The organism is Massilia niabensis, assembly GCF_042655085.1.
Taxonomy (GTDB): Bacteria; Pseudomonadota; Gammaproteobacteria; order Burkholderiales; family Burkholderiaceae_D; genus Telluria; species Telluria niabensis.
Map to the genome: position 1 here is coordinate 122,727 of NZ_JBHSMU010000007.1, position 24,226 is coordinate 146,952.

25 protein-coding genes are annotated in these 24,226 nt (G+C 63.9%); 16 read left to right on the top strand and 9 right to left on the bottom strand.

Annotation, left to right across the window (positions count from 1 at the left end):
- The first annotated feature begins 120 nt into the window (after window positions 1-120).
- The 4 genes from ACFPN5_RS06595 to ACFPN5_RS06610 all read left to right on the top strand — a co-directional run bounded on the left by ACFPN5_RS06595 (window position 121) and on the right by ACFPN5_RS06610 (window position 3,309).
- Window positions 121-783, top strand: a complete 663-nt coding sequence (locus ACFPN5_RS06595) for a TetR/AcrR family transcriptional regulator (protein WP_379781376.1) — start codon at window positions 121-123, stop codon at window positions 781-783.
- Between the two features lie 139 nt (window positions 784-922).
- Complete coding sequence (locus ACFPN5_RS06600) at window positions 923-1,576, top strand: protein-L-isoaspartate O-methyltransferase family protein (protein ID WP_379781378.1); 654 nt, start codon at window positions 923-925, stop codon at window positions 1,574-1,576.
- 10 nt (window positions 1,577-1,586) lie between these two features.
- Complete coding sequence (locus ACFPN5_RS06605) at window positions 1,587-1,910, top strand: rhodanese-like domain-containing protein (RefSeq protein WP_379781380.1); 324 nt, start codon at window positions 1,587-1,589, stop codon at window positions 1,908-1,910.
- A gap of 40 nt (window positions 1,911-1,950) precedes the next feature.
- Complete coding sequence (locus ACFPN5_RS06610) at window positions 1,951-3,309, top strand: TolC family outer membrane protein (RefSeq protein WP_379781382.1); 1,359 nt, start codon at window positions 1,951-1,953, stop codon at window positions 3,307-3,309.
- A 102-nt stretch (window positions 3,310-3,411) separates the two neighbouring features.
- Here the strand turns inward: ACFPN5_RS06610 and ACFPN5_RS06615 are convergent, their stop codons facing one another.
- From ACFPN5_RS06615 to ACFPN5_RS06630, 4 genes are all read right to left on the bottom strand, one after another.
- Window positions 3,412-4,449 carry an HAF repeat-containing protein gene (locus ACFPN5_RS06615; RefSeq protein ID WP_379781384.1) on the bottom strand — a complete coding sequence of 346 codons (1,038 nt, stop codon included), beginning with the start codon at window positions 4,447-4,449 and terminating at the stop codon, window positions 3,412-3,414.
- A 388-nt stretch (window positions 4,450-4,837) separates the two neighbouring features.
- Entirely contained in the window at window positions 4,838-5,251 is a 414-nt protein-coding gene (gene gloA / locus ACFPN5_RS06620; RefSeq protein WP_379781386.1) for a lactoylglutathione lyase, read from the bottom strand.
- A 101-nt stretch (window positions 5,252-5,352) separates the two neighbouring features.
- Window positions 5,353-5,784: an OsmC family protein gene (locus tag ACFPN5_RS06625; RefSeq protein ID WP_379781388.1), complete on the bottom strand. Its 432-nt coding sequence runs from the start codon at window positions 5,782-5,784 to the stop codon at window positions 5,353-5,355.
- Window positions 5,785-5,794: 10 nt separating this feature from the next.
- Window positions 5,795-6,106: a hypothetical protein gene (locus tag ACFPN5_RS06630; RefSeq protein ID WP_379781390.1), complete on the bottom strand. Its 312-nt coding sequence runs from the start codon at window positions 6,104-6,106 to the stop codon at window positions 5,795-5,797.
- Window positions 6,107-6,233: 127 nt separating this feature from the next.
- Here ACFPN5_RS06630 and ACFPN5_RS06635 point away from each other — a divergent pair, with 127 nt between their 5' ends.
- From ACFPN5_RS06635 to recN, 3 genes are all read left to right on the top strand, one after another.
- Entirely contained in the window at window positions 6,234-7,217 is a 984-nt protein-coding gene (locus ACFPN5_RS06635; protein WP_379781392.1) for a DUF3667 domain-containing protein, read from the top strand.
- A gap of 128 nt (window positions 7,218-7,345) precedes the next feature.
- Window positions 7,346-8,248: an NAD kinase gene (locus ACFPN5_RS06640; protein ID WP_379781394.1), complete on the top strand. Its 903-nt coding sequence runs from the start codon at window positions 7,346-7,348 to the stop codon at window positions 8,246-8,248.
- 29 nt (window positions 8,249-8,277) lie between these two features.
- Entirely contained in the window at window positions 8,278-9,942 is a 1,665-nt protein-coding gene (recN, locus tag ACFPN5_RS06645; protein ID WP_379781396.1) for a DNA repair protein RecN, read from the top strand.
- A gap of 31 nt (window positions 9,943-9,973) precedes the next feature.
- On the opposite strand, the gene ACFPN5_RS06650 is transcribed toward recN, so the two are convergent.
- Entirely contained in the window at window positions 9,974-11,485 is a 1,512-nt protein-coding gene (locus ACFPN5_RS06650; RefSeq protein WP_379781398.1) for a tyrosinase family protein, read from the bottom strand.
- 342 nt (window positions 11,486-11,827) lie between these two features.
- Here ACFPN5_RS06650 and ACFPN5_RS06655 point away from each other — a divergent pair, with 342 nt between their 5' ends.
- The 7 genes from ACFPN5_RS06655 to ACFPN5_RS06685 all read left to right on the top strand — a co-directional run bounded on the left by ACFPN5_RS06655 (window position 11,828) and on the right by ACFPN5_RS06685 (window position 18,964).
- The gene (locus ACFPN5_RS06655; RefSeq protein ID WP_379781400.1) at window positions 11,828-12,256 is read left to right on the top strand and encodes an organic hydroperoxide resistance protein; all 429 of its coding nucleotides are present in this window, start codon (window positions 11,828-11,830) and stop codon (window positions 12,254-12,256) included.
- A 181-nt stretch (window positions 12,257-12,437) separates the two neighbouring features.
- The gene (hemH, locus tag ACFPN5_RS06660) at window positions 12,438-13,541 is read left to right on the top strand and encodes a ferrochelatase (protein WP_379781402.1); all 1,104 of its coding nucleotides are present in this window, start codon (window positions 12,438-12,440) and stop codon (window positions 13,539-13,541) included.
- Window positions 13,542-13,917: 376 nt separating this feature from the next.
- Window positions 13,918-14,463 carry a nucleotide exchange factor GrpE gene (gene grpE, locus ACFPN5_RS06665; protein ID WP_379781405.1) on the top strand — a complete coding sequence of 182 codons (546 nt, stop codon included), beginning with the start codon at window positions 13,918-13,920 and terminating at the stop codon, window positions 14,461-14,463.
- A 109-nt stretch (window positions 14,464-14,572) separates the two neighbouring features.
- Entirely contained in the window at window positions 14,573-16,513 is a 1,941-nt protein-coding gene (gene dnaK / locus ACFPN5_RS06670) for a molecular chaperone DnaK (protein ID WP_379781407.1), read from the top strand.
- 117 nt (window positions 16,514-16,630) lie between these two features.
- Window positions 16,631-17,761, top strand: coding sequence for a molecular chaperone DnaJ (gene dnaJ, locus ACFPN5_RS06675; RefSeq protein WP_379781409.1), 1,131 nt, complete (start codon window positions 16,631-16,633; stop codon window positions 17,759-17,761).
- 214 nt (window positions 17,762-17,975) lie between these two features.
- On the top strand, window positions 17,976-18,581 hold the full coding sequence (gene can, locus ACFPN5_RS06680) for a carbonate dehydratase (RefSeq protein WP_379781480.1): 606 nt from the start codon (window positions 17,976-17,978) through the stop codon (window positions 18,579-18,581).
- Complete coding sequence (locus ACFPN5_RS06685) at window positions 18,578-18,964, top strand: nucleotide pyrophosphohydrolase (protein ID WP_379781411.1); 387 nt, start codon at window positions 18,578-18,580, stop codon at window positions 18,962-18,964. Before can ends, ACFPN5_RS06685 begins: the two co-directional genes overlap by 4 nt.
- A gap of 55 nt (window positions 18,965-19,019) precedes the next feature.
- Here ACFPN5_RS06685 and ACFPN5_RS06690 read toward each other — a convergent pair whose 3' ends face one another.
- The 4 genes from ACFPN5_RS06690 to ACFPN5_RS06705 form a co-directional block, all read right to left on the bottom strand.
- Complete coding sequence (locus tag ACFPN5_RS06690; protein WP_379781413.1) at window positions 19,020-19,361, bottom strand: DUF4844 domain-containing protein; 342 nt, start codon at window positions 19,359-19,361, stop codon at window positions 19,020-19,022.
- Complete coding sequence (locus tag ACFPN5_RS06695) at window positions 19,361-20,815, bottom strand: NAD-dependent succinate-semialdehyde dehydrogenase (protein ID WP_379781415.1); 1,455 nt, start codon at window positions 20,813-20,815, stop codon at window positions 19,361-19,363. The genes ACFPN5_RS06690 and ACFPN5_RS06695 overlap by 1 nt, the downstream gene beginning before the upstream one ends.
- Before the next feature lie 69 nt (window positions 20,816-20,884).
- Window positions 20,885-21,295 carry a hydroxyisourate hydrolase gene (gene uraH, locus ACFPN5_RS06700; protein ID WP_379781417.1) on the bottom strand — a complete coding sequence of 137 codons (411 nt, stop codon included), beginning with the start codon at window positions 21,293-21,295 and terminating at the stop codon, window positions 20,885-20,887.
- Between the two features lie 24 nt (window positions 21,296-21,319).
- The gene (locus ACFPN5_RS06705) at window positions 21,320-21,814 is read right to left on the bottom strand and encodes a GlcG/HbpS family heme-binding protein (RefSeq protein ID WP_379781419.1); all 495 of its coding nucleotides are present in this window, start codon (window positions 21,812-21,814) and stop codon (window positions 21,320-21,322) included.
- Between the two features lie 116 nt (window positions 21,815-21,930).
- On the opposite strand from ACFPN5_RS06705, the gene ACFPN5_RS06710 reads away from it, so the two are divergent.
- A complete protein-coding gene (locus ACFPN5_RS06710; RefSeq protein ID WP_379781421.1) occupies window positions 21,931-22,638 on the top strand; it encodes a heavy metal response regulator transcription factor in 708 nt (235 codons plus the stop codon).
- Window positions 22,635-24,017 carry a heavy metal sensor histidine kinase gene (locus ACFPN5_RS06715; protein ID WP_379781423.1) on the top strand — a complete coding sequence of 461 codons (1,383 nt, stop codon included), beginning with the start codon at window positions 22,635-22,637 and terminating at the stop codon, window positions 24,015-24,017. The genes ACFPN5_RS06710 and ACFPN5_RS06715 overlap by 4 nt, the downstream gene beginning before the upstream one ends.
- Window positions 24,018-24,226: the final 209 nt, after the last annotated feature.

Consider the following 24,226-nt stretch of genomic DNA (forward strand, 5'->3'; position numbering starts at 1 on the left):
GTCGACAGACGGTATCGAACCGCCATGCGCTGACATGCACCGCAAGCGGGAGTACCGCTTGACTACCCCCGAGTCCGGGTCTATATTCGATGACTTATTACTAAGTTGTCGGACGGAAGCATGGAATGCTCACTTGACACCAAGCCGCGCTGGGAGCGCCGTAAGGATGCTCGTCCGCAAGAACTGCTGGCGGCGGCCATCGACCTGTTCGTCGAGCGGGGCTTTGCCTCGACCCGGCTGGAAGATGTCGCGCGCCGTGCCGGTGTCTCGAAAGGCACCCTGTACCTCTACTTCGAGAACAAGGAAGAGCTGTTCAAGGCGGTGGTGCGCAACAGCATCGTGCCCGTGATCGGGGACGCCGAGTCCTCGGTCGCCGAATTCGATGGCCACAGCGCCGAGCTGCTGCGCAGCGTGATGATGGGCTGGTGGGACCGCATCGGTGCCCACAAGGTGTCGGGCATCATCAAGCTCGTCACGGCCGAATCAGGCAATTTCCCCGAGCTGGCCGCGTTCTACCAGGAAGAAGTCATCAACCGCGGCACGCGCATGATCTCCAGCATGCTCGAGCGCGGCATCGCCAGGGGCGAATTCCGGCCGGTCAACGTCACCCAGGTTACCCAGGTGCTGATCGCGCCGATGCTCATGCTCGTCACCTGGAAGCACTCGGTCGGCCCCTGCGAGCAGGGCTCGCTCGAGCCGCTGGCCTTCCTCGACGCTTTCCTCGACATCGCCCTGCATGGGCTGCTGCCCGGCACCGGCGCTACGCAGTCCACGGCGGCCTGAGTCTTTTTGGGCGTTCAGCCCCCTCAAACTGCAGACTGTCGCAATTTCGCGCGATCTGGATGCTGTCCCGATAAGATGTGCGTGTTGAACCAGTTCAACGATAAAATATCGGATTATTTCTTTTCCACCGAGTATTAAGATGAATATCGAACAAGCCCGCTTTAACATGATCGAGCAGCAGATCCGTCCGTGGAATGTGCTGGACCAGGAGGTCCTCGATCTGCTGCACGTGGTCAAGCGCGAACAGTTCGTGCCGGCGGCCTACCAGAACCTGGCGTTTGCCGACGTCGAGATCCCGCTGCCGGGCGGCGAATCGATGCTCGACCCGAAAGTCGAAGCGCGCGTCCTGCAGGAACTGAACCTGAAAAAACACGAGAACGTGCTGGAAATCGGCGCCGGATCGGGCTACATGGCCGCCTTGATGGCGCACCGCGCGCGCCACGTGACCACCGTCGAGATTTCGCCGGAAATCAAGGCGCTGGCCGAGCAGAACCTCGCCCGTGCCGGCATCACCAACGTGACCGTGGTCGAAGGCAATGGCGCCGCCGGCTGGGAGCAGGGCGGACCGTTCGACGTGATCGTCATTTCGGGCGGCCTGGAAAGCATTCCGGAAGCCTTCCTGAAGCAGATCAAGGTCGGCGGACGCATCGCCGCCTTCGTCGGCCGTTCGCCGGCGATGAGCGCCGTGATCGTGACGCGCGTGTCGGAAACGGGCTATGACACGGTCAAGCTGTTCGAGACCAACGTCAAGCTGCTCTCCGGTGCACCGACCGTGTCGCGCTTCACCTTCTGAGAGGCAGGCGATGCAGCACATGACCGCGCCCCAACTGGCCGAACGCCTGGCCGACGACAGCCAGCCGCGCCCGCTGCTGCTGGACGTGCGCGAGAACTGGGAATTCGAGACCTGCCATATCGCGGGCTCGACCCAGATCCCGATGCACCTGATCCCGATCCGCGCCGGTGAAATCGACGACGGACAAGAGATTGTCTGCATCTGCCACCACGGCGCGCGCAGCATGCAGGTGGCCGCTTTCCTCGAGCGCAACGGGTTCGAGAACGTGACGAATTTGACGGGCGGAATACACGCCTGGGCCTTGCAGGTCGATCCGGCGATGCCGAAGTATTGACCTGATTCCTTAACTTTTGATGACTCCGACGGAGACCGCAATGCAGAAATCCCTCATCGCCATGCTGCTGGCCAGCGCTTTCGTGTCGCTCAATGCGCACGCGATCGACCTGGTCCAGGTTTACCAGCAGGCCCTGGCCAACGACGCCACCTTCGCCAGCGCGCGCGCAACGCTTGCCGCCGGGCGGGAACGTGTCACCCAGGGGCGGGCGGGATTGCTGCCGACGGTCGGCCTGTCGGGCGCGGTCACCCGCGATGACAGCGATTTTTCGCCCTTCAATGAAGGCGAGACCGTGGTCGTGGGCGGCGTGCCGACCCTGGTGCGCGCGGGCGGCTCAAACCTGACCACCAACGAATACACGCTGGCGCTGAGCCAGCCGCTGTTCCGCTGGGACCGCTGGCAGACCTATGAGCAAAGCAAGCTGGCGCAAGCCATTGCCGAAGCCCAGTTCGCCCAGGCCCAGCAGGACCTGATCACGCGCGTGGCGCAAGCCTATTTCGACGTGCTGTCGGCCCAGGACACGCTGGAATCGACGCGCGCCCAGAAGAGCGCCGTGACCGAGCAGCTGGCCTCGGCCAAGCGCAATTTCGAGGTCGGCACCCAGACCATCACCGATACCCACGAGGCGCAGGCCGCGTATGACCTGGTGGTGGCGCAGGAATTTGCCGCCGTGAACGACCTGGACAACAAGCGCAGCGCGCTGCAGGCGATCATCGGCACCGAACCGGGCGCGCTGGCGCCGCTGCAGTCGGGCGTGACGCTGGCGCCGCCGCAGCCGGCCCTGGTCGATCCGTGGGTGTCGTCGGCGGAGAGCCAGAACTATGGCGTGACGGTGTCGCAGCTGACGCTCGAGTCCGCCAAGCGCGACATCAAGCGCAACCGCGCCGGCCACCTGCCGACGCTCGACCTGGTCGCCGCCTCGTCGCGCCGCGACACCGGCGGGCGCGTCCAGAACTCGTCCGGCGACAGCCGCAGCAACTCGATCGGCGTGCAGTGGTCGGTGCCCATTTTCAACGGCTTTGCCGTGACCAGCCGTGTGCGCGAATCGATCGCCCTGGAAGACCGCGCCCGCAACGACCTGGAAGCGACGCGCCGCAACGCCGCGTTGCAGGCACGCCAGGCCTTCCTCGGCGTGAACAGCGGGCTGGCCCAGGTCAAGGCGCTGCAGGCCGCCGAAGTGTCGAGCCAGTCGGCGCTCGAATCGAACAAGCTGGGCTACCAGGTCGGCGTGCGCATCAACATCGACGTGCTCAACGCCCAGCGCCAGTTGTACTCGACCCGCACCGACCTGGCGCGCGCCCGCTACAACACCATCCTGAACGGCCTGCGCCTGAAGGCCGCGTCCGGTTCGCTGCGCGAGACCGACCTGCTGCCGGTGAACAACCTGCTGCAGAAGTGAACGCGCAAACAATGTTTGTACCCTGCACAGGGATGCAAATAAAAAACGGCGCCGGTTGTTCCGGCGCCGTTTTGCATTGCGCGGCAGTCTGCGTGACGGTCTTCAATTGCGCGGCCGCAGCACACCCAGTCCCTTGTTGGTCAGCACCGCGATGCCGCCGTCGTCGGCGACCGCCAGCGCGCTCACCAGGACGATTCCTGCAGGCAGGTTCCTGACCCGGGTATTCAGGTCGACCATGCCATAGCTGCTCGACCAGACCACGGCATGCTCGGCATTCGCAGCCGGGTTCACCGATGACCCTACCACCAGGCCCGCGCCGTTGATGGCGACCGCGGTCGACCGGCTGCTGCCGCCCAGGGTCCCGAGCTCGCGCAGCGTGGTGCCGTCGTGCAGGAAGGCGACCTGGCGCCCGTCCGGGTAGGTCATGTTGCCCACGATGAGCCCGGCGTCGTTGATGGCGCGCGCTTCGGCGCTACGCGCGCCCGGCAGCAGGCCAAGGTTGTGCATCGTGCCGGCCTCCCAGCAGAAAGCGTTGAGCACGCCGTCGGCGACGCGCGAGTTACCGACGATCTTGCCGGCGTCGTTGATGTCCACCGCCATCGACGTGTCACCCAGGGTACCGAGGTCCTGGATCGGCGCGCCGGTGCGGGCGTCGTAGAGGAAGGCGTGGTACCAGTTGTTGCCCGGGCCATAGGCGTAGCCGACCACCTGGCCGACCCCATTCATCGCCAGCGCGTACGAAGCATTGCCGCCCAGGGTGCCGAGGTCGCGCATGCCGGCATTGTCGTTGTAGAAGGCATGCGTTTCGCCCATGCTGGTGCGGGACCAGCCCGCGACCTTGCCACAGGTGCTGATCGCAAAGCCAAACGATTCGGTGCCGCCCAGCGTGCCCAGGTCGTTCAGCGTACCGTCGTAGTGGAAGGCATGCGCGAGGCCGTTCTTGTCCTGCGCCCAGCCCGCGATCTGGCCGCAGCGGTTGAGCGAGTAGGCTTGCGCATCGCGCCCGCCGAAGGTGCCGAGATCGATGGTTTCCTTGCCGTTGTAGTAGAAGGCACGCGCGTTGCCGGCGGCGTCGCGCCCGGTGCCCGTGACGCGCATGCTGGTGGCAATGCCGCGCCGGTCGACTTCACCGTAGGTCATGCCGGGCAGGCCGATCGGAGCGAAATCGTAGAGCGGGCCGAGTTCGACAGGCGGCGGAGGCGGAGGAGGAGGGGGGGGCGCCGGGTGTCCCCCTCCGCCCCCACATCCTGCCAAAAGGGCCGCGAGCGCGAACGCCACCGCCGATGCCGCGCAACGCGGCGTTGTTGGGAAATAAGCCAAACGGGATGTGAACATGGCGCGCCTCCGTGGAAGAGTTGACAGGTTCAGTCTAGAACCGGGGGCGCAAAACGTTCGCTTAAAGATGAGTTAGCTTGGCGGCGGTCAAATCCATCGTTGACCATCGGCAAGACAGGAAATTTTTTCTGAAAAGAAAAACGGCGCCGGAGCGCCGTTCGTGTCACCAATCACGCTGATTTTCAGCTGATTTTCAGTTGCTCAGGCCAGCACCCATTTCGCTGTCCTTGCGCTGGATGAACTCGATCTTGTAGCCGTCCGGATCGGTGACGAACGCGATCACGGTGGTGCCGCCCTTGACCGGGCCTGGCTCGCGCGTGATGTTGCCGCCGGCCTGGCGCACGGCGTCGCAGGTGGCGTAGATGTCTTCGGCCGACAGGGCGATGTGGCCGTAGGCGGTGCCCATGTCGTAGCTGTCGACACCGTAGTTGTAGGTCAGTTCGAGTTCGGCATGGTCGGGATTGCTGCCGTAGCCGAGGAAGGCCAGCTTGTACTTGTATTCGGGATTGTCGCTGGTGCGCAGCAGTGTCATGCCGAGCACCTTGGTGTAGAAGTCGATCGAGCGCTGCAGGTCGCCGACGCGAAGCATGGTGTGCAGGAGGCGCATGGGGTATCTTTCTGGTGAAATCGGGAAACGGCAATTTTATGCGCTTGGACGATTTCCTGCCGGGGCGGACGGCCAAGCCGTCCACCCTCAATACTCCGGCCTCAGTTTTCTAGGCGTGAGCTCAGCGTGATGTCGGCATTCAGCAGTTTCGACACCGGGCAGTTTTCCTTGGCCGTGTTGGCCGCCGTGTCAAAGGCTTCCTGGCTGGCGCCGGGGATCTTTGCCACCAGGTCGAGGTGGACGGCGGTGATCGTGAAGCCGTCGCCTTCCTTTTCCATCGACACCGTGGCGGTGGTGCGCAGTTCCTGGGCGGTCATGCCGGCCTTGCCGAGCTGGCCCGACAAGGCCATGGTGAAGCAGCCGGCGTGGGCCGCGCCGATCAGTTCTTCGGGATTGGTGCCGGGGCCGTCTTCGAAGCGGGTATTGAAACCGTACTGCGCATCCTTGAGCGCGCCGCTGCCGGTTGTCACCGCGCCCTTGCCGTCCTTGATGCCGCCGCTCCAGACGGCGCTGCCATTGCGTTTGATTGTCATGTCATTCCTCTCAGCGGTTGTCGTTCGGCAGGGGCTCGACCGAGTCGTGATCGCGCATCGAACGGTGGCGGTCGGGTTGCGGGTTGGCTTGGCCGGTGGCGCCGGGTGCGGGTTCGACCGCTTCGCTGATGCCCGGCGTGTTGCGCGCATCGGTATCGACCAGCCCCTGCGCCAGGTCTTCGGCGGCCTGCTTCATGATGCCGCGCGGCTCGGTGTCCTGGCCGTCGGGCGACTCGTCGCGCTCGTGCGGCTGGCGCTTGATGCCGTCGTTTTCGATCTTCGCATCGGTGTTGACGAAGCGATCTTTAGTTTCGGTAACCATAAACTTCTCCTGTGACTGTTGCATGAATCCTAACCGCTCGAACCATGCAGGGTCGCGCAATTGGATGATGCTTTTTTGCAATTAAATAGTTACTATGGTGTATTCGACATCTTGACCGGAAGTAAGCGTGAAAAACGACATCCAGCCGATCCATGGCGCCACCCATTGCCCGAACTGCGGCACGCGCATCGCCGGGGAGTTCTGCCAGGGCTGCGGACAGCCGGCGCACCTGCACGTGCCGAGCGCGCGCGAGTTCCTGCATGAATTCATCGCCCACTACGTGGCGCTCGAGGGCAAGCTGTGGAAGTCGGTGGCGCTGCTGCTGTTCAGGCCGGGCCGGCTGACGCGCGACTATATCGAAGGCAAGCGCGCGCGCTATGTCGAGCCGCTGCGCCTGTACCTCAGCTTCAGCATCATCTTCTTTGCGATCTTCAAGCTCGGCGGCGGCGGATTCAATGTCGGCAATAACCAACCAGAGTCCCGTCCAGCACAACGGGCACAGGCGCAAGCGCCGGGCAAGGCTCCTGCAAAGGAAGCGCTCTCCGCACCGCGGGCCGCCGTGGAGAGCGAAGCGCGGCCTGCGGCGAATGACCGGCCGCAAATGAAGAAACACGGCGGCCTGGTCACGCTCGACGAGGGCGATGACGTAAGGGCAATCAGAATTGCGACGTCGATCCATCCGATGCTGGGCAAGAAAGTGGAGAGCTTCAACGCACTTCCGGAGAAAGAGGCGACTGCCGCGGTGGTGCGCGCCCTGTCGAGCTACACCCCCTACGCGATCTTTGCGGTGATGCCGGTCTTCGCGGCACTGCTCAAGCTGCTTTATCTCGGCTCGGGCCGGCGTTATGGCGAACACCTGCTGTTCGCGCTCCACACGAATGCCTTCGCCTTCCTGACGCTGAGCCTGTGGCTGCTCATACCGGACTTTATCCCCCTGGTCGGGTTCGGTCTCGGGGTGTGGCTGGTGTTCTACCTGCCGACCGCGATGCGCAAGGTGTATGGCGGCAGCCGCCTCGTCACCGCACTGCGCTGGATCGTGCTGATGGCCATGCACCTCGGCTGTATCGTGCTGGCGATCCTTGCCGTTGCGGCCCTGGCCGTGGTCGCCTGATCTTGCCCTCCGGCCCCTCGGGCCTCTATACTGTGATTTTGTACAGTATTTGATGCGCGGCCGGGTGGCAGGCACGGGGATTATCGGTTAATCTCCAGCGTGTCCGCCCATCCATCCCCGAGAGACTTATGCCCCTGACACCCGCATCGCAATCGACCATCGCGCTCGTGGTGCGGCAAAACACGGCCGGCATCGAAGAACCCGTCACGAATATCCTGGCCTTCCTGCAGGAGGCCGGCCACCGCGTGGTGTTTGAAACCGACACGGCCGCCTACCTCGGCATCCCCGGCATCGAGGCGATGACGGCGAGCGAAATCGGCGAGCAGGCGTCGCGGGTCATCGTCATGGGCGGCGACGGCACCATGCTCGGCATCGCGCGCCAGCTGGCCAGGTACGACATCCCGCTGATCGGCATTAACCTGGGCCGGCTCGGCTTCATTACCGACATCCCGGTCGAGCGCATGCTGCCGGCGCTCGGCGAAATCTTGCAGGGCAAGGCCACCGTGGAAAAGCGTACGCTGCTCGAGGGGCGCGTGATGCGCGGCGGCGAAATGATTTACTGCGGCGCGGCCGTCAACGACGTCGTGGTGGCGCGCGGCAGCGGCGCCGGCATGGCCGAGCTGAAAGTCACGGTCGATGGCCACTTCATGTACAACCAGCGCTCCGACGGCCTGATCGTCTCGACGCCCACCGGTTCCACCGCCTACGCGCTGTCGGCCGGCGGCCCGCTGCTGCACCCGAGCCTGCAAGGCATCGTGCTGGTGCCGATTGCGCCGCACGCGCTGTCGAACCGGCCGATCGCGATTCCCGACACCAGCGAAATCGTGGTTGAGATCGTCAGCGGGCGCGACATCTCGGTGAACTTCGACATGCAGACCTTCGCCTGCCTGCAGCATGGCGACGAAATCGTCATCTCGCGTTCGCCGAACACCATCACCTTCCTGCATCCGGAGGGCTGGAGCTATTACCATACGCTGCGCGAAAAGCTGCACTGGCACGAGTACCCGTCGAACGACGGCAAGCTGAAGTAATACATCCATTTCGGGAGACCTGTTTTTTCATGCTGCGCACACTGACCATCCGCGACTTCGTCATCGTCGACGCCATCGAACTCGAATTCGCCCGTGGATTCTCGGTCCTCACCGGCGAGACCGGGGCCGGCAAGTCGATCCTGATCGATGCCTTGCAGCTGGCCCTGGGCGGGCGCGGCGACGCCAGCATGGTGCGCGAGGGTGCGACCAAGGCCGACATCACGGCCGACTTCGCCCTCACCGATGCGGCCCTCAGCTGGCTCGAGCAGCACGAGTTCGCCACTGAAGAGGGCGGGGCGCTGCTGCGCCGCGTGATCGACAACGCCGGCCGCTCGAAGGCCTATATCAACGGCATCGCCGCCACCGCCGGCCAGTTGCGCGAGCTGGGCGAGATGCTGGTCGACATCCACGGCCAGCACGCGCACCAGAGTTTATTGAAATCCGACGCCCAGCGCGCGCTGCTCGACAACCAGATCGCGGTGCGCGATCCGGCGGCCAGCGCCGAGGCCCAGGAAGTGGCCATCGCCTGGCGCGCCTGGCGCGCGCTGTCGCGCCAGCGCGAGGAATACGAAACCAACGCGAAAAACGTGCTGATCGAGCGCGAGCGCCTCGAGTGGCAGGTGAGCGAACTCGACAAGCTGGCGCCGAAAGCCGGCGAGTGGACCGAGATCACCAACGAGCACAGCCGCCTGTCGCATGCCGCCAGCCTGATCGAGGGCGCGCAGGAAGCCCTGAACGCGATTTCCGAGGCCGACCACCCGATCCTGTCGCAGCTGTCCTCGCTCAATACCAAGCTCGGCAAACTGGTCGACGTCGACGCCGAGCTGCAAACCGTGCTCGACTGCATGGAGCCGGCCCGCATCCAGTTGCAGGAGGCCGTGTATGCGCTCAACAGTTACATTGACAAGGTCGAGCTCGACCCCGCCCGCCTGCGCGAAGTCGATTCGCGCATGGACGCGCTGCACAGCGCCGCCCGCAAGTACCACGTCACGCCCGAAGAGCTGCACGAAGAGCACGCGGCGCTGGCCCTGAAACTGCGCCAGCTGGCCGACGCTTCCGATATGGAGGGCTTGAAGCGCCAGGAAGCGAAGGCGGAAAGCGCCTACCGCGAAGTGGCCGGGCGCCTGTCGAAGCGCCGCGCAGCCGCCGCCAAGGCGCTGGGCGAGCAGGTGACGAACGCGATGCAGGAACTGAGCATGGGCGGCGGGCGCTTCGAGATCGCGCTCAATCTCGGCGAACCGGGCGCGCATGGCCTTGAACAGGTCGAATTCCTGGTGGCCGGCCACGCCGGCGTGGCGCCACGTCCGCTGGCGAAGGTGGCCTCGGGCGGCGAGCTGGCGCGTATCTCGCTCGCCATTTCCGTCATCACCTCGAACGCCACCACCACGCCGACCCTGATTTTTGATGAGGTCGACAGCGGCATCGGCGGCGGCGTGGCCGAAGTGGTGGGACGCCTGTTGAAACGCCTCGGCCAGCAGCGGCAAGTGCTGTGCGTGACCCACCTGCCGCAGGTGGCGAGCCAGGCGAACCAGCACTTCCAGGTGGCCAAGGGCACAACCGGGGAAGGCCGCACGGTCTCGCGCATCGAAGTGCTCAACAACCGGGCGCGCGTGGAGGAAGTGGCGCGCATGCTGGGCGGTATCGAGATTACCGAGACGACACGCAAGCATGCGCGGGAGTTGCTCGCTTCCTGAGCACTGCCACCCCCTTGCTGACCCTTTGCCGTCAACGATACCGGCCTGGCAGCTCGATCGCCGGAGGCAGCAGGGATGCGGCTTCGTATGACAGGTCGATGCGGGCTTCCGCCACGTTGATCGTCTGGCCGGCGGGGGGATTGTCGCCGTTGACCCGTACCCAGGATAAGGACAAGTTGGACACGTCCTCGACCTTTTGCTGCAATAACAAACCGACCAGGTCGAATTCGAGCTTGGCCGGGCCATGGTGGGAAGCGGCCGCAATCTCGAACGCGCCCAGGGTGCCCAGGAAACACTTGTTATAGGTGCTGTCCGACTCAATGACGGGCGGCATGTTCAAATACAGCGCATAAAAGTAGCCTCCGCGACTCCCGACCTCGCTCAGCCGTGCGCGATCGACGACGAGTTTGATCGTTCCCACGCGTCCCTCGCCTGCGCCATCATCGCCCGCCCGTCGCGCGGCAAGGATGGCCGCGATTTCCGCCGCGTCCTTCTTGCTGAAATTCAGGCTTGTGGAATACGACTGTTCATCGAAATCGATCTGCGCGGCCCCGCCCAGCGAGCGGCGGGTTGCCGAGATCAGGCGCCCCGGCACGCGGGCGAACTGCTTGAACGGTGGCCGCCGATTCGACGAGCGGCCGAGCGACACCAGCTGCGTGGTCTTGGCAGCGGCCTGCATTGTGCTGCCCGCCTGCGTTCCGCCAGCCGGGGGCAGCGTGGTCGGCACAGTGTTATCGGCGTAGTCATAGCCAAGCCAGCCCGGGTAATAGGTCCGGTACCGTTCGATGCTCAATTGCGGTGCGTAGAGGTTGCTGCCAGCCCAATAGGCACTGCTGTTCGTCGACGAATAAGGGTTCGCCGTACCCGGAATGCCCTTGCCGTCCGGGAGTGCCCAGGCGTGCGTCAAGCGGTCGATATTTGCGTGATGCAAATAAAAGATCGGATCGAAAGGCGATTGCATCGTGCTCATGATGCCGCCAATCAGGTTATGCACGGGATTATGGGGAGCGCTTTCGAGCCTGGCCTCGAACGAATTGGTCGTCCCGCGCTGGAAGTTAAATACCTCGGGCGCAAATGGCGATAAGGTCAGCGCATTGTGAACATTCGCCCCGGAGCGCTGCAGATAAAGAGGATTGCCGGGCGTGGGATCGGTAAATTCGCTCGGCATTGTCGCGTAGGAATAATAGTCCCAATACGGAAGATTCAGGGTGGGGTCGCCCGAGGAAATGCGAAGCTGCTGCTCGAAATAATACAAATATCCCCGGTGCCAGGAAATGAAGTACGCGACATCGTGCGGGCAATACGTCTGGTGGGCCCTGACCCAATAGTGGAGCGAGCCTCTGTCGGAAGGATTCGTATTCTGGCGCATGGCGGCAATCGCATTCAGGAACGACTGATACTGACTGGTTTCCTTGAACTGCTGCCATTCCATGCGGATTCGAGGGCCGGTATTCGCGAAGGCAATATTGGGAAAGCCTTGTATGGCAGCGGCGCCTAAAATGCCCTTCATCAATTGCCTACGGTGCTGATCAGCGCGTTTCATATCATTTCCTTTAAGCGAACAATGATGAAAAATTTGTAGCTCAAGTGTAGGGTGATGCTGGCGCGCAGTGCCGAGCACGACTATGAAGATTGATAACGGTCAGTTAGGTAGGGTAATTATTGCTGCCTGCTATCAATTTACTTGAAACGGTGCAATTTATAGGTCTTCGTTTGATTGACTGAGAGAATTTCTGAAAAATGGATCTTCGAGAATATAACTATTTCAATCGGTTATTGAAGGAAGCCGGGTGAATTGGCATCCGGACACCGCCATTTACCAGGCGCTGCACCGCGTACGCATCTGTGCCAGAATCTCTGTCCAACCAAAACAAAGGAGGTTCGCATGAGCATCGAAAAAGTCCTGTACCGCGCCAAGGCCACGTCTCAGGGCGGCCGCGAGGGCACCTCGCGTAGCGACAATGGCGTGCTGGACGTGAAACTGACGACGCCGAAGGAACTGGGCGGCAACGGCGCCACTGGCACCAATCCCGAGCAACTGTTCGCGGCCGGCTATTCGGCCTGCTTCCTCGGCGCACTGAAATTCGTCGCCGGCCAGCAGAAAGTGACCCTGCCGCAAGACCTGACCGTGACCGGTGACGTCGGCATCGGCCAGATCCCGACCGGTTTCGGCATCGAAGTGGACCTCACCATTTACGGTCCTGGCATGGAGCAGCAGCAGCTGCAGGAACTGGTCGACAAGGCCCACATCGTCTGCCCGTATTCGAACGCGACCCGCAACAATATCGACGTGCGCCTCAAGGTGACGACCTGAGCGGGGAATGGGGTAACGCCGATGTAGCGCGGATGTAGCGCATGCCAGCGTGGCGGCGACGAGACGCCGCCACGGCCCCGGCATTGCCAAACGGCCCGGTTAACGCACCATTCGTAAATATCGGCGCGGGGCCGCATCCGGCACACATATAATGGAGACCCGCGCCGCCTCCCGTTTCCCCATGCCTTTTAGAAAAGAACCACCCCACACCCACGGTAGCATTGCCCAGAGCGCCATCGTCCTTGTCAACCTCGGTACGCCCGACGCGCCCACCCGTGCGGCGGTCAAGCGCTATCTGAAACAGTTTCTGTCTGATCCCCGTGTGGTCGAGATCCCGCGCCTGGTGTGGTGGTTCATCCTGAAGTGCATCATCCTGCCGTTCAGGTCCGGCGCCTCGGCGAAGAAATACCAGATGATCTGGACCCGCGAGGGCTCGCCGCTGAAGGTGCATACCGCGAAGCAGGCCAGCCTGCTGGCCGAGGCGCTGGAAGAGCGCGGGCACGAAGGCGTGCAGGTGCGCATGGCGATGCGCTACGGCTCGCCGTCGCTGCCGGAAGTGCTGGACGAACTGAAGGCCGCCAATTGCGACCGCATTGCGATCCTGCCGGCCTATCCGCAGTATTCCGGTACCACCACCGCCTCGATCTGGGACGCCGTCTTCGCCCATTACAAGGACGTGCGCAACGTGCCCGAACTGCGCCTGGTCAAGCACTACCACGACCATGACGGCTATATCGATGCCCTGCACGACATCGTGCAGGCGCACTGGGACGCCCACGGGCGCGGCGGCAAGCTGGTGATGAGTTTCCATGGCGTGCCCAAGCGCACGCTGCTGCTGGGCGACCCGTACTACTGCGAATGCCAGAAGACGGCGCGCCTGCTGGCAAGCCGCCTGCGCCTGGCGCCCGACGAATACGTCGTCACCTTCCAGTCGCGTTTCGGCAAGGCCGAGTGGCTCCAGCCATACACGGCGCCGACCGTGCAGGCGCTGGCGCGCGAGGGCGTGGCGCGCGTGGACGTGATCTGCCCGGGTTTCACCAGCGACTGCCTGGAAACCCTGGAAGAAATCTCGATGGAAGTGAAGCATGATTTCGAGGCCGCCGGCGGCAAGGAATTCCACTACATCCCCTGCCTGAACGAGTCGCCGACCTGGATCGTCGGCCTGGCCGAAATCGCCGAACAGCACCTGATCGGCTGGCCCACCATCATGAGCCCGTCCCAGAGGGACGCCGAGCGGCGCGATGCCCAACTCGGGCGCGACCACGCGCTGCGCCTCGGCGCCTGACGGACCGCTTTGCCCGGCCTGCTAGAATGGCCGGCTGTGGACAGCGGACTCTACAGTCCGGCGCAGCAGATGCATGCGGTGGCCAGTGCGGTGTACACCACGACGGCGCTGCTGATCAATTGCAATTTCATGATGCTCTCCCAGGGACGATTGTTCTTGTCACAACGCTGTCACGCGTCTGTAGAGCATGGTAAAGCTTCCCCTTTCGGAAAGAACTACCTCATCGGTAAGACTTGTAACGAATGTTGTCACTCTTTCTGCTCGCAGCGCTGCAATACCCCTTGAAGTTGTAGGAGAACGCCCCATATGGTCCGCTGTACGACAAGCAGCATCTGTCCAATCATTCAGCCAAGTACTTGATTTCAGGAGTTTTTCGATGCAAGACCAAGAAAATCCAGAGGTGATTTCCCAGCCAGAAGGCGAAGCCGCTTCCGCTGACCAGGCCACTCAGCCAGCAGGCGAACCGAGCCTCGAAGAACAGCTGAGCGCGACCGAAGCCAAGCTGGCTGAAATGCACGACGCTTTCATGCGCGCCAAGGCCGATGCCGAAAACATCCGCCGTCGCGCCCAGGAAGATGTCAGCAAGGCGCATAAATTCGCCATCGAAAGCTTCGCCGAAGCCATGGTGCCGGTGCGTGACAGCCTGGAAATGGCGCTGAAGGTGGAAAGCCCGACGGTTGACTCGATCAAGGAAGGCGTCGAAATGACGCTCAAGCAGCTGACCTCCGCCTTTGAAAAGAACCGCCTGGTCGAAGTGATGCCGCAGCAGGGCGACAAGCTCGATCCGAACAAGCACCAGGCCGTGGCCGTGGTGCCGGCCGACCAGGAAGCCAATACCGTGGTGACGGTGCTGCAGAAGGGCTACATGATCGCCGACCGCCTGCTGCGTCCGGCCATCGTGACCGCTGCTGCGCCCAAATAAGCGCCGAAACAAGAAAAATCCCGTGCTGAGCGGCAAGGCCCCTTGAAAGCACGCAGTTTTTCCCAATATTACAAAACATCCGAAACTTAGCATCTAAAGGAAAAAAATCATGGGCAGAATCATCGGTATCGACCTGGGCACCACCAACTCGTGCGTTGCGATCATGGAAAATGGCCAGCCTAAGGTCATCGAAAACGCGGAAGGCGCGCGTACCACGCCGTCGATCATCGCTTACCAGGAAGATGGCGAGATCCTGGTTGGTGCGCCTGCGAAGCGCCAGGCCGTCACCAACCCGAAGAACACCCTGTTCGCCGTCAAGCGCCTGATCGGCCGCAAGTACGAGGAAAAGGAAGTCCAGAAAGACATCGGCTTGATGCCGTACGCGATCGTCAAGGCCGACAACGGCGACGCCTGGATCAGCGTACGCGACAAGAAGCTGGCGCCGCAGCAGGTATCGGCTGAAACCCTGCGCAAGATGAAGAAGACCGCCGAAGACTACCTCGGCGAAGAAGTCACCGAAGCGGTCATCACCGTGCCGGCCTACTTCAACGACTCGCAGCGCCAGGCCACCAAGGACGCCGGCCGCATCGCGGGCCTGGACGTCAAGCGCATCATCAACGAGCCGACCGCGGCCGCGCTGGCTTTCGGCCTGGACAAGACCGACAAGGGCGACCGCAAGATCGCCGTGTATGACCTCGGCGGCGGCACCTTCGACGTGTCGATCATCGAGATCGCGGACGTCGACGGCGAGAAGCAGTTCGAAGTGCTGTCGACCAACGGCGACACCTTCCTCGGCGGCGAAGACTTCGACCAGCGCATCATCGATTACATCATCGACGAATTCAAGAAGATCAACGGCCTCGACCTGTCGAAAGACGCGATCGCCCTGCAGCGCATCAAGGCATCGGCCGAGCGCGCGAAGATCGAACTGTCGTCGTCGCAGCAGACCGAAATCAACGAGCCGTACATCGCCATGGCGAACGGCGCGCCGGTCCACCTGAACCTGAAGATGACCCGTGCCAAGCTCGAGTCGCTGGTCGAGGAACTGATCGCGAAAACGATCGAGCCATGCCGCATCGCGATCAAGGATGCGGGCGTGAAGGTCTCGGACATCGACGACATCATCCTGGTCGGCGGCATGACCCGCATGCCAAAGGTGCAGGAAAAAGTGAAAGAGTTCTTCGGCAAGGATGCACGCAAGGACGTGAATCCGGACGAAGCCGTCGCCGTCGGCGCCGCCATCCAGGGCTCGGTCCTGTCGGGCGAGCGCAAGGACTTGCTGCTGCTGGACGTGACCCCGCTGTCGCTGGGTATCGAAACCCTGGGCGGCGTGATGACCAAGATGATCCACAAGAACACCACGATCCCGACCAAGTTCTCGCAGGTGTTCTCGACCGCCGACGACAACCAGCCGGCCGTGACCATCAAGGTTTATCAGGGCGAGCGTGAAATCGCAGCGGGCAACAAGGGCCTGGGCGAATTCAACCTCGAGGGCATCCCGCCGGCACCACGCGGCACCCCGCAGGTTGAAGTGACCTTCGACATCGACGCCAACGGCATCCTGCACGTGGGCGCGAAGGACAAGGCCACTGGCAAGGAAAACAAGATCACCATCAAGGCGAACTCTGGCCTGACCGAAGCCGAAATCCAGAAGATGGTGAAGGACGCCGAGCTGAACGCCGAGGAAGACAAGAAGGTCAAGGAACTGGCCGAAGCGCGCAACCAGGCCGACGCCCTGGTCCACTCGACCCGCAAGTCGCTGACCGAATACGGCGACAAGCTGGAAGCGGGCGAGAAGGAAAAGATCGAGGCAGCTATCACCGACCTCGAAGGCTCGATCAAGTCGGGCGACAAGGCCGACATCGACAACAAGACGGCCGCCCTGTCGACCGCTGCGCAAAAGCTGGGCGAGAAGATGTACGTCGACATGCAGGCGCAGCAGGCTGGCGGTCCGGGCGCTGAAGGCGGCGCCCAGCAGGGCGGCGAATCATCGGCCCAGGCTGACGACGTCGTCGATGCCGACTTCAAGGAAGTGAAAGACGCGAAGTAATTCCTGCGTTGAAGGGGGCCCGATCAGGGTCCTGAAGGACCGAGCCGACGCTACTTTTCCTGCGCGGCTCGGTTTTTTTGCTCAGACAGTACTTAGTAGATAACAGCAAGGTGCCAAATGGCAAAGCGTGATTTTTACGAGATCCTTGGGGTCGCAAAGGGTGCTTCGGAAGAAGAGATCAAGAAGTCGTATCGCAAACTGGCGATGAAGTACCATCCTGACCGCAACCCTGACAACAAGGAAGCGGAAGAGAAGTTCAAGGAGGTCAAGGAAGCCTACGAGATGCTGACCAATCCGGAGAAACGCGAGGCGTATGACCGTTACGGTCATGCCGGCGTCGACCCGAACATGGGTGGTGGCGGCTTCGGTGGCGGCGCCGGCGGTTTCGGCGATGCCTTCGGCGACATCTTTGGCGACATCTTCGGCGGCGGCCGCGGCGGGCGTGGCGGCGGCGGACCGCAGGTGTACCGCGGCGCCGACCTGCGCTACAACCTCGAGATCTCGCTGGAACAGGCGGCCAACGGCTTCGACACGACGATTCGCGTGCCGAGCTGGGACAAGTGCGACACCTGCCACGGCAGCGGCGCCAAGCCGGGCACCCAGCCCGTCACCTGCACCACCTGCGCCGGCCACGGCCAGGTGCGCATGCAGCAGGGCTTCTTCAGCATCCAGCAGACCTGCCCGAAGTGCCACGGCAGCGGCAAGATGATCCCGGAACCATGCGCAGCCTGCAGCGGCGCCGGACGCATCAAGCGCAACAAGACGCTGGAAGTCAAGATTCCGGCCGGTATCGACAACGGCATGCGCATCCGCTCGACCGGCAACGGCGAGCCGGGCACGAATGGCGGCCCGTCGGGCGACCTGTATGTGGAAATCCACATCAAGCCGCATGCCGTGTTCCAGCGCGAAGGCGACGACCTGCATTGCGAAATGCCGATCTCGTTCTCGAAAGCGGCCCTGGGCGGCGAAATCGAAGTGCCGACGCTCACCGGCAAGGTCTCGTTCACCGTGCCTGAAGGCACCCAGACCGGCAAGACCTTCCGCCTGAAGGGCAAGGGCATCAAGGGCGTGCGTTCCGGCTACGCGGGCGACCTGTTCTGCCACGTGATCGTCGAGACGCCGGTCAAGCTGACCGAGAAGCAGAAAGACCTGCTGCGCGAGTTCGAACGCTCGACCAACGAAGGCGGCGCCAAGCACAGCCCACAAAGCAAGGGCTGGATGGACAAGGTGAAGGACTTCTTCGAATAAGAAGGTCCGCATGAACCGCTGACGGCGCGAGCCCTCGGCGGTTTTTTTTCGCCGGTGCGGTCCAGTGTTGCGTTTACAATACAGGATTCTCACCAAACGTCACGGCGATGCAGATGTCGTGGCACGCACCAGATAGGGGAAAGCATTGGAAAACAAAACGACTGGCCTGACTGCGGCCGATCTGTTCGAACGCAACCGCCATTGGGCGGCTTCGATGGTCGACAAAGACCCGAACTTCTTCAAAGCGCTCGCTGCCCAGCAGGCGCCGGAATACCTGTGGATCGGCTGCTCCGATAGCCGCGTACCCGCCAACGAACTGCTCGGCATGGCGCCGGGCGAACTGTTCGTGCACCGGAACATCGCCAACGTGATTGTGCATTCCGACCTGAATGCGCTCAGCGTGCTGCAGTTCGCCATCGACGTGCTCAAGGTGAAGCACGTCATCATTTGCGGCCACTATGGCTGCTCGGGCGTACATGCGGCCTTGACCAATGGCCGGGTCGGCCTCGCCGACAACTGGCTCGGCCATGTGCGCGACGTACGCGAAAAGCACGGCCAATACCTCGGCAACGTGGCAGGCCCGGCGGCGACGAACCGCCTGGTCGAACTGAACGTGGCCGAGCAGGTCATCAACGTGGCGCAGACGACGATCGTGCGCGACGCCTGGGAACGGGGACAGCCACTGACGATTCACAGCTGGGTCTATGGCGTGCATGACGGCCTGCTGCGCGACCTCGGCATCACGGTCAGCAGCCACGCCGAGATCGCGCCGAAGCTCGAGGTGGTGCTGCAGGGCTACCGCGACGGGGAAGCAAAGTGAATCCCGAAGCGGCTGCGGGCGCAGGGCAGGGCGACCTGGCGCGCCTGCGTGCACTCGTCCGCCAGTTCGTGGACGAGCGCGACTGGGACCAGTTCCATACGCCGAAGAACCTGTCGTCGGCGCTGGCGGTCGAAGCGGCCGAGCTGCTGGAGCACTTCCAGTGGCTGCACCATGGCCGCATCGATGAGCTGGGGGCGGACAAGCTGGTGCAGGTGCGTCATGAGATGGCCGACGTGCTGGTCTACCTGGTGCGCCTGGCGGATAAACTCGACGTCGACCTGATGGCGGCAGTCGAGGAAAAGATGGTGCTCAACCGCGCGAAGTACCCGGCCGATAAAGTGCGCGGCGATGCGCGCAAGTATCACGAGTACAAGGACGCTTGAGGGGGCTGTCTTCGTAGTCGTCGTAGGGTGGGCACTCCGTGCCCACCCTACAGTTCTACCGAAAATCCTCGCCCAGCGCACCGTCCGCGCTGGCAATCCCGAGAATATCCATCAGCCTCTCGAGTTCGACACGAACCTGTCCCCGCGCGGCCGGTTCCAGGTCCCCGACCGCGTCGAGCGTCTTGCGGAGCTGTTTCAGCACCCAGGATTTGGTGGGGTGTCCTTCGATGCCCGTGAGCAGGCGCTCCTGCAAGCCGTCGATTTCCGCCGTAAGCCGCGCAGCATCGTTACCAGGCAAGCCGGCAAAGGTCGCCCGGTAGGCGCGCAAACCGTCCAGCACGCGCGGCACGACGAACAGCGGCGCGTCCCGCACCGCCGCCCATGGATCGCGCGCCATCAGATTCCGCCCATGCAGATGTATTTGATGACGAGGTAATCGTCCATTCCGTAGCTGGAACCTTCTCGTCCCAGGCCCGACTGCTTGACGCCGCCGAACGGGGCCACCTCGGTGGAAATCAGGCCCGTGTTCACGCCGACCATGCCCGTTTCGATCTGCTCGGCCACCCGCCACACGCGCCCGATGTCGCGCGAATAGAAGTAGGAGGCCAGCCCGAACTCGGTGTCGTTGGCCAGCGCAATCACCTCGTCCTCGGTCTGGAAGCGGAACAGTGGCGCCAGCGGCCCAAAAGTTTCTTCGCGCGCGAGCGCCATCTCCGCGGTCACGTCGGCCAGCACGGTCGGCTGGAAGAAGCTGTGGCCGAGCGCATGCCGCTTGCCCCCAAGCAGCAGGCGCGCACCCTTGGACAGGGCGTCGGCGATGTGCTGCTCGACCTTGACCACTGCCTTTTCCTCGATCAGCGGGCCCTGGTTGACGCCGGCATCGACACCATTGCCCACTTTGAGCTTGCCGACCGCCGCCACCAGCTTGTGCGCAAATTCTTCATAAATGCCGTCCTGCACATAGATCCGGTTGGCGCAGACGCAGGTCTGGCCGGTGTTGCGGTATTTCGAGGCGATCGCACCCTCGACCGCCGCATCGACGTCGGCATCGTCGAACACGATGAAGGCGGCATTGCCGCCCAGTTCCAGCGACAGTTTCTTGATTGTCGGCGCGCACTGCTCCATCAGGAGGCGGCCTACGGCGGTCGAGCCCGTGAAACTGAGTTTGCGCACGAGCGGGTTGCTTGTCATCTCGCCGCCGATCGCCTTCGAGTCGCCGCTAAGGACGCTGAACACGCCTTTCGGCACTCCCGCGCGTTCGGCCAGCACGGCCAGGGCGAGCGCCGAGAACGGGGTCAGTTCCGCCGGTTTCAAGACGATCGGGCAGCCGGCTGCCAGCGCGGGCGCGACTTTGCGCGTGATCATCGCGGCCGGGAAGTTCCATGGCGTGATGGCGGCGCACACGCCGATCGGTTCTTTGGTCACCACGATGCGCCGGTCCGGCCATGGCGACTGCAGCGTGTCACCGGCAATGCGCTTGGCTTCCTCGCCGAACCACTCGAAGAACGAGGCCGCGTAAGCCACTTCTCCTTTCGACTCCGTCAAGGGCTTGCCCTGTTCGGCCGTCATCAGGAGTGCCAGGTCGTCGGCGTTTTCCAGCATCAGGTCGTTCCACTTGCGCAGGATCAGGCTGCGCTCGCGCGCGCTCTTCCTGCGCCACGCCGGCCAGGCGGCAGCGGCTGCCTCGATGGCACGGCGCGTTTCGGCCGCACCCATGTGCGGCACGCTGCCGAGCTTGTCGCCGGTGGCCGGGTTGATCACGTCGACGCTGCCGCCTTCCTGCGCGTCGCACCATTCTCCGTCGATGTACGCCTGCTGGCGCAGCAGGGCGGGGTCTTTCAGGTTCAGCATCGCATCCTCGTCATTCGGTCGGTGGCCAAACTGACATGCTAGACCTTTTTTTCGACTCGCCGCGCCGCCTCAGTTGCCTCGGTAGGTCGAGTAGCCGTAAGGGCTCAGCAGCAAGGGAATGTGGTAATGCTGGGCCGTGTTCTCGACCTTGAATTCGACCGGGATCTGGTCGAAGAAGGTCGGCTGGCGCAGGCGCGCATAGTGCTCGCCGGTCTTGAACACGATCCGGTAGGCGCCGCTGGCGAGCGCCTTGCCGGCAGGGTAGAGGGCGCGCACGCGGCCCTGGGCATCGGTGACGCCGTTGCCGAGCGCGCGCCATTGCTGGCCGTCGCGCTGCTCGAGCGTGACGGCCACGCCGGAAGTCGGCTGGCCGCTCTGCAAATCGAGGATGTGGACGCTGAGCGGATTGTCGGCGGCGGCGGCCTGCAGGCAGGTGAGGGCAAAAGCGGCGGCGAGGAGGGGGCGGGCAATGATGTTCATGGGTCGGTTCCTGTGGGTGATGGATCAGTTGGTACGAGCTTGTTCGAATTCGGGATGGGCGGCGATGGCGGCGAGGGCGCAGGCATGGTCGTTGACCGCGCCGCCGCCGCCGGCGACGCCGATGGCGCCGACGACCTCGCCCTGCGCGCGCAGCGGCACGCCGCCGCCGAGCAGCAGCAGTTCCGGCAGCGTCGCCAGGTTGCGGACGTCCGGAGCGGCGGCGGTATTGCGGGCCAGCTCGAGCGTCGCGCTGCGGGTCGACAGCGAGGTATACGCCTTGCGCCGGCTGGCTTCCGTGTTATGGGGGCCGACGCCGTCGGCGCGCTGGACCGCCACCAGGTTGCCGCCGCGGTCGACGATCGCGACGACGATGGCACGGCCCTGGGTGCGGCAGGCTGCGATGGCCGCGCCGGCGAGACCGTTGGCGGCGTCCAGCGTGAGGTCGGCGCTGCGCGGCAGCGCGGCGGCCGCCGGTTGCGCCAGCAGGACGGCGCACAGGGCGAGGAGGCTTCGGGTCATGATGCCCTTTCGGTAAAGTGAAGCCGCCACTCTACGGAGCCGATGCCGACGCCAGCCTGACGCGCAGATGACAATCCTGTCATGTTGGGAGCGATGCGCGCGGCTTAGAATGCGCCATGCACATCCTGATCATCGAAGACGAGCCGAAGACCGGCGACTACCTGCAGCGCGGCTTGCGCGAATGCGGCTTTACGGCCAGCCTCGCGCGCAACGGACGCGACGGCCTGCACCTGGCCTGCGAGGAAGACGTCGACCTGGTTGTGCTCGATGTCATGCTGCCGCGCATGGATGGCTGGGAGGTGCTGGCCTCCCTGCGCGCGCAGGCGTCGACGGCGCAGTTGCCGGTGCTGTTCCTGACCGCGCGCGACGAAGTGCAGGACCGCGTCAGGGGACTCGAATTGGGCGCCGACGATTACCTCGTCAAGCCCTTCGCTTTCGTGGAACTGGTGGCGCGCATCCGCACCCTGCTGCGGCGCGGCCCGGTGCGCGAGGATGATGTGCTGCGCATCGGCGACATGGAGATCGACGTGATTGGCCGCAAGGTCAGGCGCCAGGGAAGGGCGGTGCTGTTGACGGCGCAGGAATTCAACCTGCTGCACCTGCTGGCGCGGCGCGAGGGGCAGGTGCTGTCGCGTGCGCTGATCGCCTCGCAGGTGTGGGACATGAACTTCGACAGCGACACCAATGTCATCGACGCCGCCATCCGCCGCCTGCGCCGCAAGCTCGACGATCCGTTCGACCTGAAGCTGATCCATACCCGGCGCGGCATGGGCTATGTGTGCGAAGCGGCGCCCGGGGAGCCGCAGCCGGAGTCGCTGCGGTGAAAGGTTCGCTGACCCTGCGCGTGAGCCTCGCCTTCGTGCTGATCGTCGCGCTCAGCGCGGCCGGCCTGGGCTGGTATCTGTACCGCTCTTTTGTCGACGAGATCGTGCGCCGCGACGACCATGCCCTGCTCGGCAAGCTGCGCCAGGTACAGCAGCTGCTCGGCAGCCCGGGCGCGCAGCAGCTCGTGCACGAGCGTCCGCAATACTTCCGCGACACGATGAGCGGCCAGGAGAATTCCCTGGTCCGCATTACCGCTGACTCCGGGCAGGTACTGCTCGACATCAATGCGCCGGGCGAGCGCTATCCGGTGCCGCCGCCCGTGCCGGCGCCCACGCTGTCCCGCGCCGACGTCAAGGCCTGGACCAGCAGCGCCGGCTATCCCGCGCAGGTCGTTTCCGGCAGTGCGCGCCTCGGTGGGGAGCGCCCGGTGCACATCACGGTGGCGCGGGTATATGCCGACCGCACCGCCATGTTCGACCGTTACCGCCAGCAGATCGTGATCGCCGGCACGCTGGGCGCGGCGTTGGCCGGCCTGCTGGCGGCGCTGATGCTGGCCCATGGCCTGCGGCCCCTGCATGCCATCGCCGCGCATGCCGCGCTGGTGCGGCCAGGCAGGTTTGAGGCGCAAATCGACAGCAGCTCCGTGCCGCGCGAACTGCAGCCCCTGGTCACGGCGCTCAACGCCATGCTGGCCCGCCTGCACGATGGCTACACGCGGCTGTCGGGCTTTTCGGCCGACCTGGCCCACGAATTCCGGACCCCGGTGAATAACCTGCTGGGCCAGACCCAGGTGGCGCTGGCGCACCCGCGCAGCGCCCGCGAGTACGAGGACTTGCTGGCGTCGAATGTCGAGGAACTGGAACGTCTGTCGGGCATGGTCGACAGCATGCTGTTCCTTGCCCGGGCCCAGCAGGAAGACGTGGTGCCGGTACGCACGCGCCTGTCGGTCGGCGAGGAGTTCGCGCGCATGGCGGCGTTTTTCGAAGGCATGGCCGAGGAACGCGACCTGACCCTGCAGCATGCCGGAGCGGGCGAAGTGCAGGCCGACGCCCAGTTGCTGCGCCGGGCCCTGGCCAATTTGTTGTCGAATGCGATCCGGCACGCGCATCCGGGTAGCGTGGTCAGGCTGGCGGCCGCGGCGCACGGCGGCTGGATCGAACTGGCGGTCACGAATGCGGGCGACGCCATCGGCGAGCACGACCTGCCGCATCTGTTCGAGCGGTTCTACCGCGCCAACACGGCGCGCGGCGAGGGCGCCAGGTCGACCGGCCTCGGTTTGTCGATCGTCGGCGCAATCATGGCGCTGCATGGTGGCCGCGCCGAGGTGCGTCCGGGGCCGGGCACGAACACCTTCGTGCTCCTGTTCCCGGCCGCTTGAGCCCTGCGGCGGCGGTGCCGGGACCGCCTGCCGGCCGTTCGTGTTGGCATCGTTCTTCAGTTGCCGTTAAGCTTTTGCTATGGAATTGAGAATTCACTAGCAGATCGGCGTGACGTGTGCCGTGCACCCGCACGGTGTTTGATCTGGATTAATGGCCCCTCGCGCTCGGACCAGATTGCTCGTATGATGGTCTTCAGTGCGCCCACACA

Coding starts and splice junctions, on each gene's coding strand:
- ACFPN5_RS06690 (WP_379781413.1), bottom strand. CDS start 19,361: ATGGCGCGCGATCCATGGGCGGCGGTGCGGGACGCGCCGCTGTTCGTC.
- can (WP_379781480.1), top strand. CDS start 17,976: ATGGTCGACAAAGACCCGAACTTCTTCAAAGCGCTCGCTGCCCAGCAG.
- gloA (WP_379781386.1), bottom strand. CDS start 5,251: ATGCGCCTCCTGCACACCATGCTTCGCGTCGGCGACCTGCAGCGCTCG.
- ACFPN5_RS06630 (WP_379781390.1), bottom strand. CDS start 6,106: ATGGTTACCGAAACTAAAGATCGCTTCGTCAACACCGATGCGAAGATC.
- ACFPN5_RS06605 (WP_379781380.1), top strand. CDS start 1,587: ATGCAGCACATGACCGCGCCCCAACTGGCCGAACGCCTGGCCGACGAC.
- ACFPN5_RS06705 (WP_379781419.1), bottom strand. CDS start 21,814: ATGACCCGAAGCCTCCTCGCCCTGTGCGCCGTCCTGCTGGCGCAACCG.
- ACFPN5_RS06655 (WP_379781400.1), top strand. CDS start 11,828: ATGAGCATCGAAAAAGTCCTGTACCGCGCCAAGGCCACGTCTCAGGGC.
- recN (WP_379781396.1), top strand. CDS start 8,278: ATGCTGCGCACACTGACCATCCGCGACTTCGTCATCGTCGACGCCATC.
- ACFPN5_RS06650 (WP_379781398.1), bottom strand. CDS start 11,485: ATGAAACGCGCTGATCAGCACCGTAGGCAATTGATGAAGGGCATTTTA.
- ACFPN5_RS06695 (WP_379781415.1), bottom strand. CDS start 20,815: ATGCTGAACCTGAAAGACCCCGCCCTGCTGCGCCAGCAGGCGTACATC.
- dnaK (WP_379781407.1), top strand. CDS start 14,573: ATGGGCAGAATCATCGGTATCGACCTGGGCACCACCAACTCGTGCGTT.
- ACFPN5_RS06640 (WP_379781394.1), top strand. CDS start 7,346: ATGCCCCTGACACCCGCATCGCAATCGACCATCGCGCTCGTGGTGCGG.
- ACFPN5_RS06615 (WP_379781384.1), bottom strand. CDS start 4,449: ATGACCTACGGTGAAGTCGACCGGCGCGGCATTGCCACCAGCATGCGC.
- ACFPN5_RS06625 (WP_379781388.1), bottom strand. CDS start 5,784: ATGACAATCAAACGCAATGGCAGCGCCGTCTGGAGCGGCGGCATCAAG.
- ACFPN5_RS06600 (WP_379781378.1), top strand. CDS start 923: ATGAATATCGAACAAGCCCGCTTTAACATGATCGAGCAGCAGATCCGT.
- ACFPN5_RS06610 (WP_379781382.1), top strand. CDS start 1,951: ATGCAGAAATCCCTCATCGCCATGCTGCTGGCCAGCGCTTTCGTGTCG.
- hemH (WP_379781402.1), top strand. CDS start 12,438: ATGCCTTTTAGAAAAGAACCACCCCACACCCACGGTAGCATTGCCCAG.
- dnaJ (WP_379781409.1), top strand. CDS start 16,631: ATGGCAAAGCGTGATTTTTACGAGATCCTTGGGGTCGCAAAGGGTGCT.
- ACFPN5_RS06595 (WP_379781376.1), top strand. CDS start 121: ATGGAATGCTCACTTGACACCAAGCCGCGCTGGGAGCGCCGTAAGGAT.
- uraH (WP_379781417.1), bottom strand. CDS start 21,295: ATGAACATCATTGCCCGCCCCCTCCTCGCCGCCGCTTTTGCCCTCACC.
- ACFPN5_RS06710 (WP_379781421.1), top strand. CDS start 21,931: ATGCACATCCTGATCATCGAAGACGAGCCGAAGACCGGCGACTACCTG.
- grpE (WP_379781405.1), top strand. CDS start 13,918: ATGCAAGACCAAGAAAATCCAGAGGTGATTTCCCAGCCAGAAGGCGAA.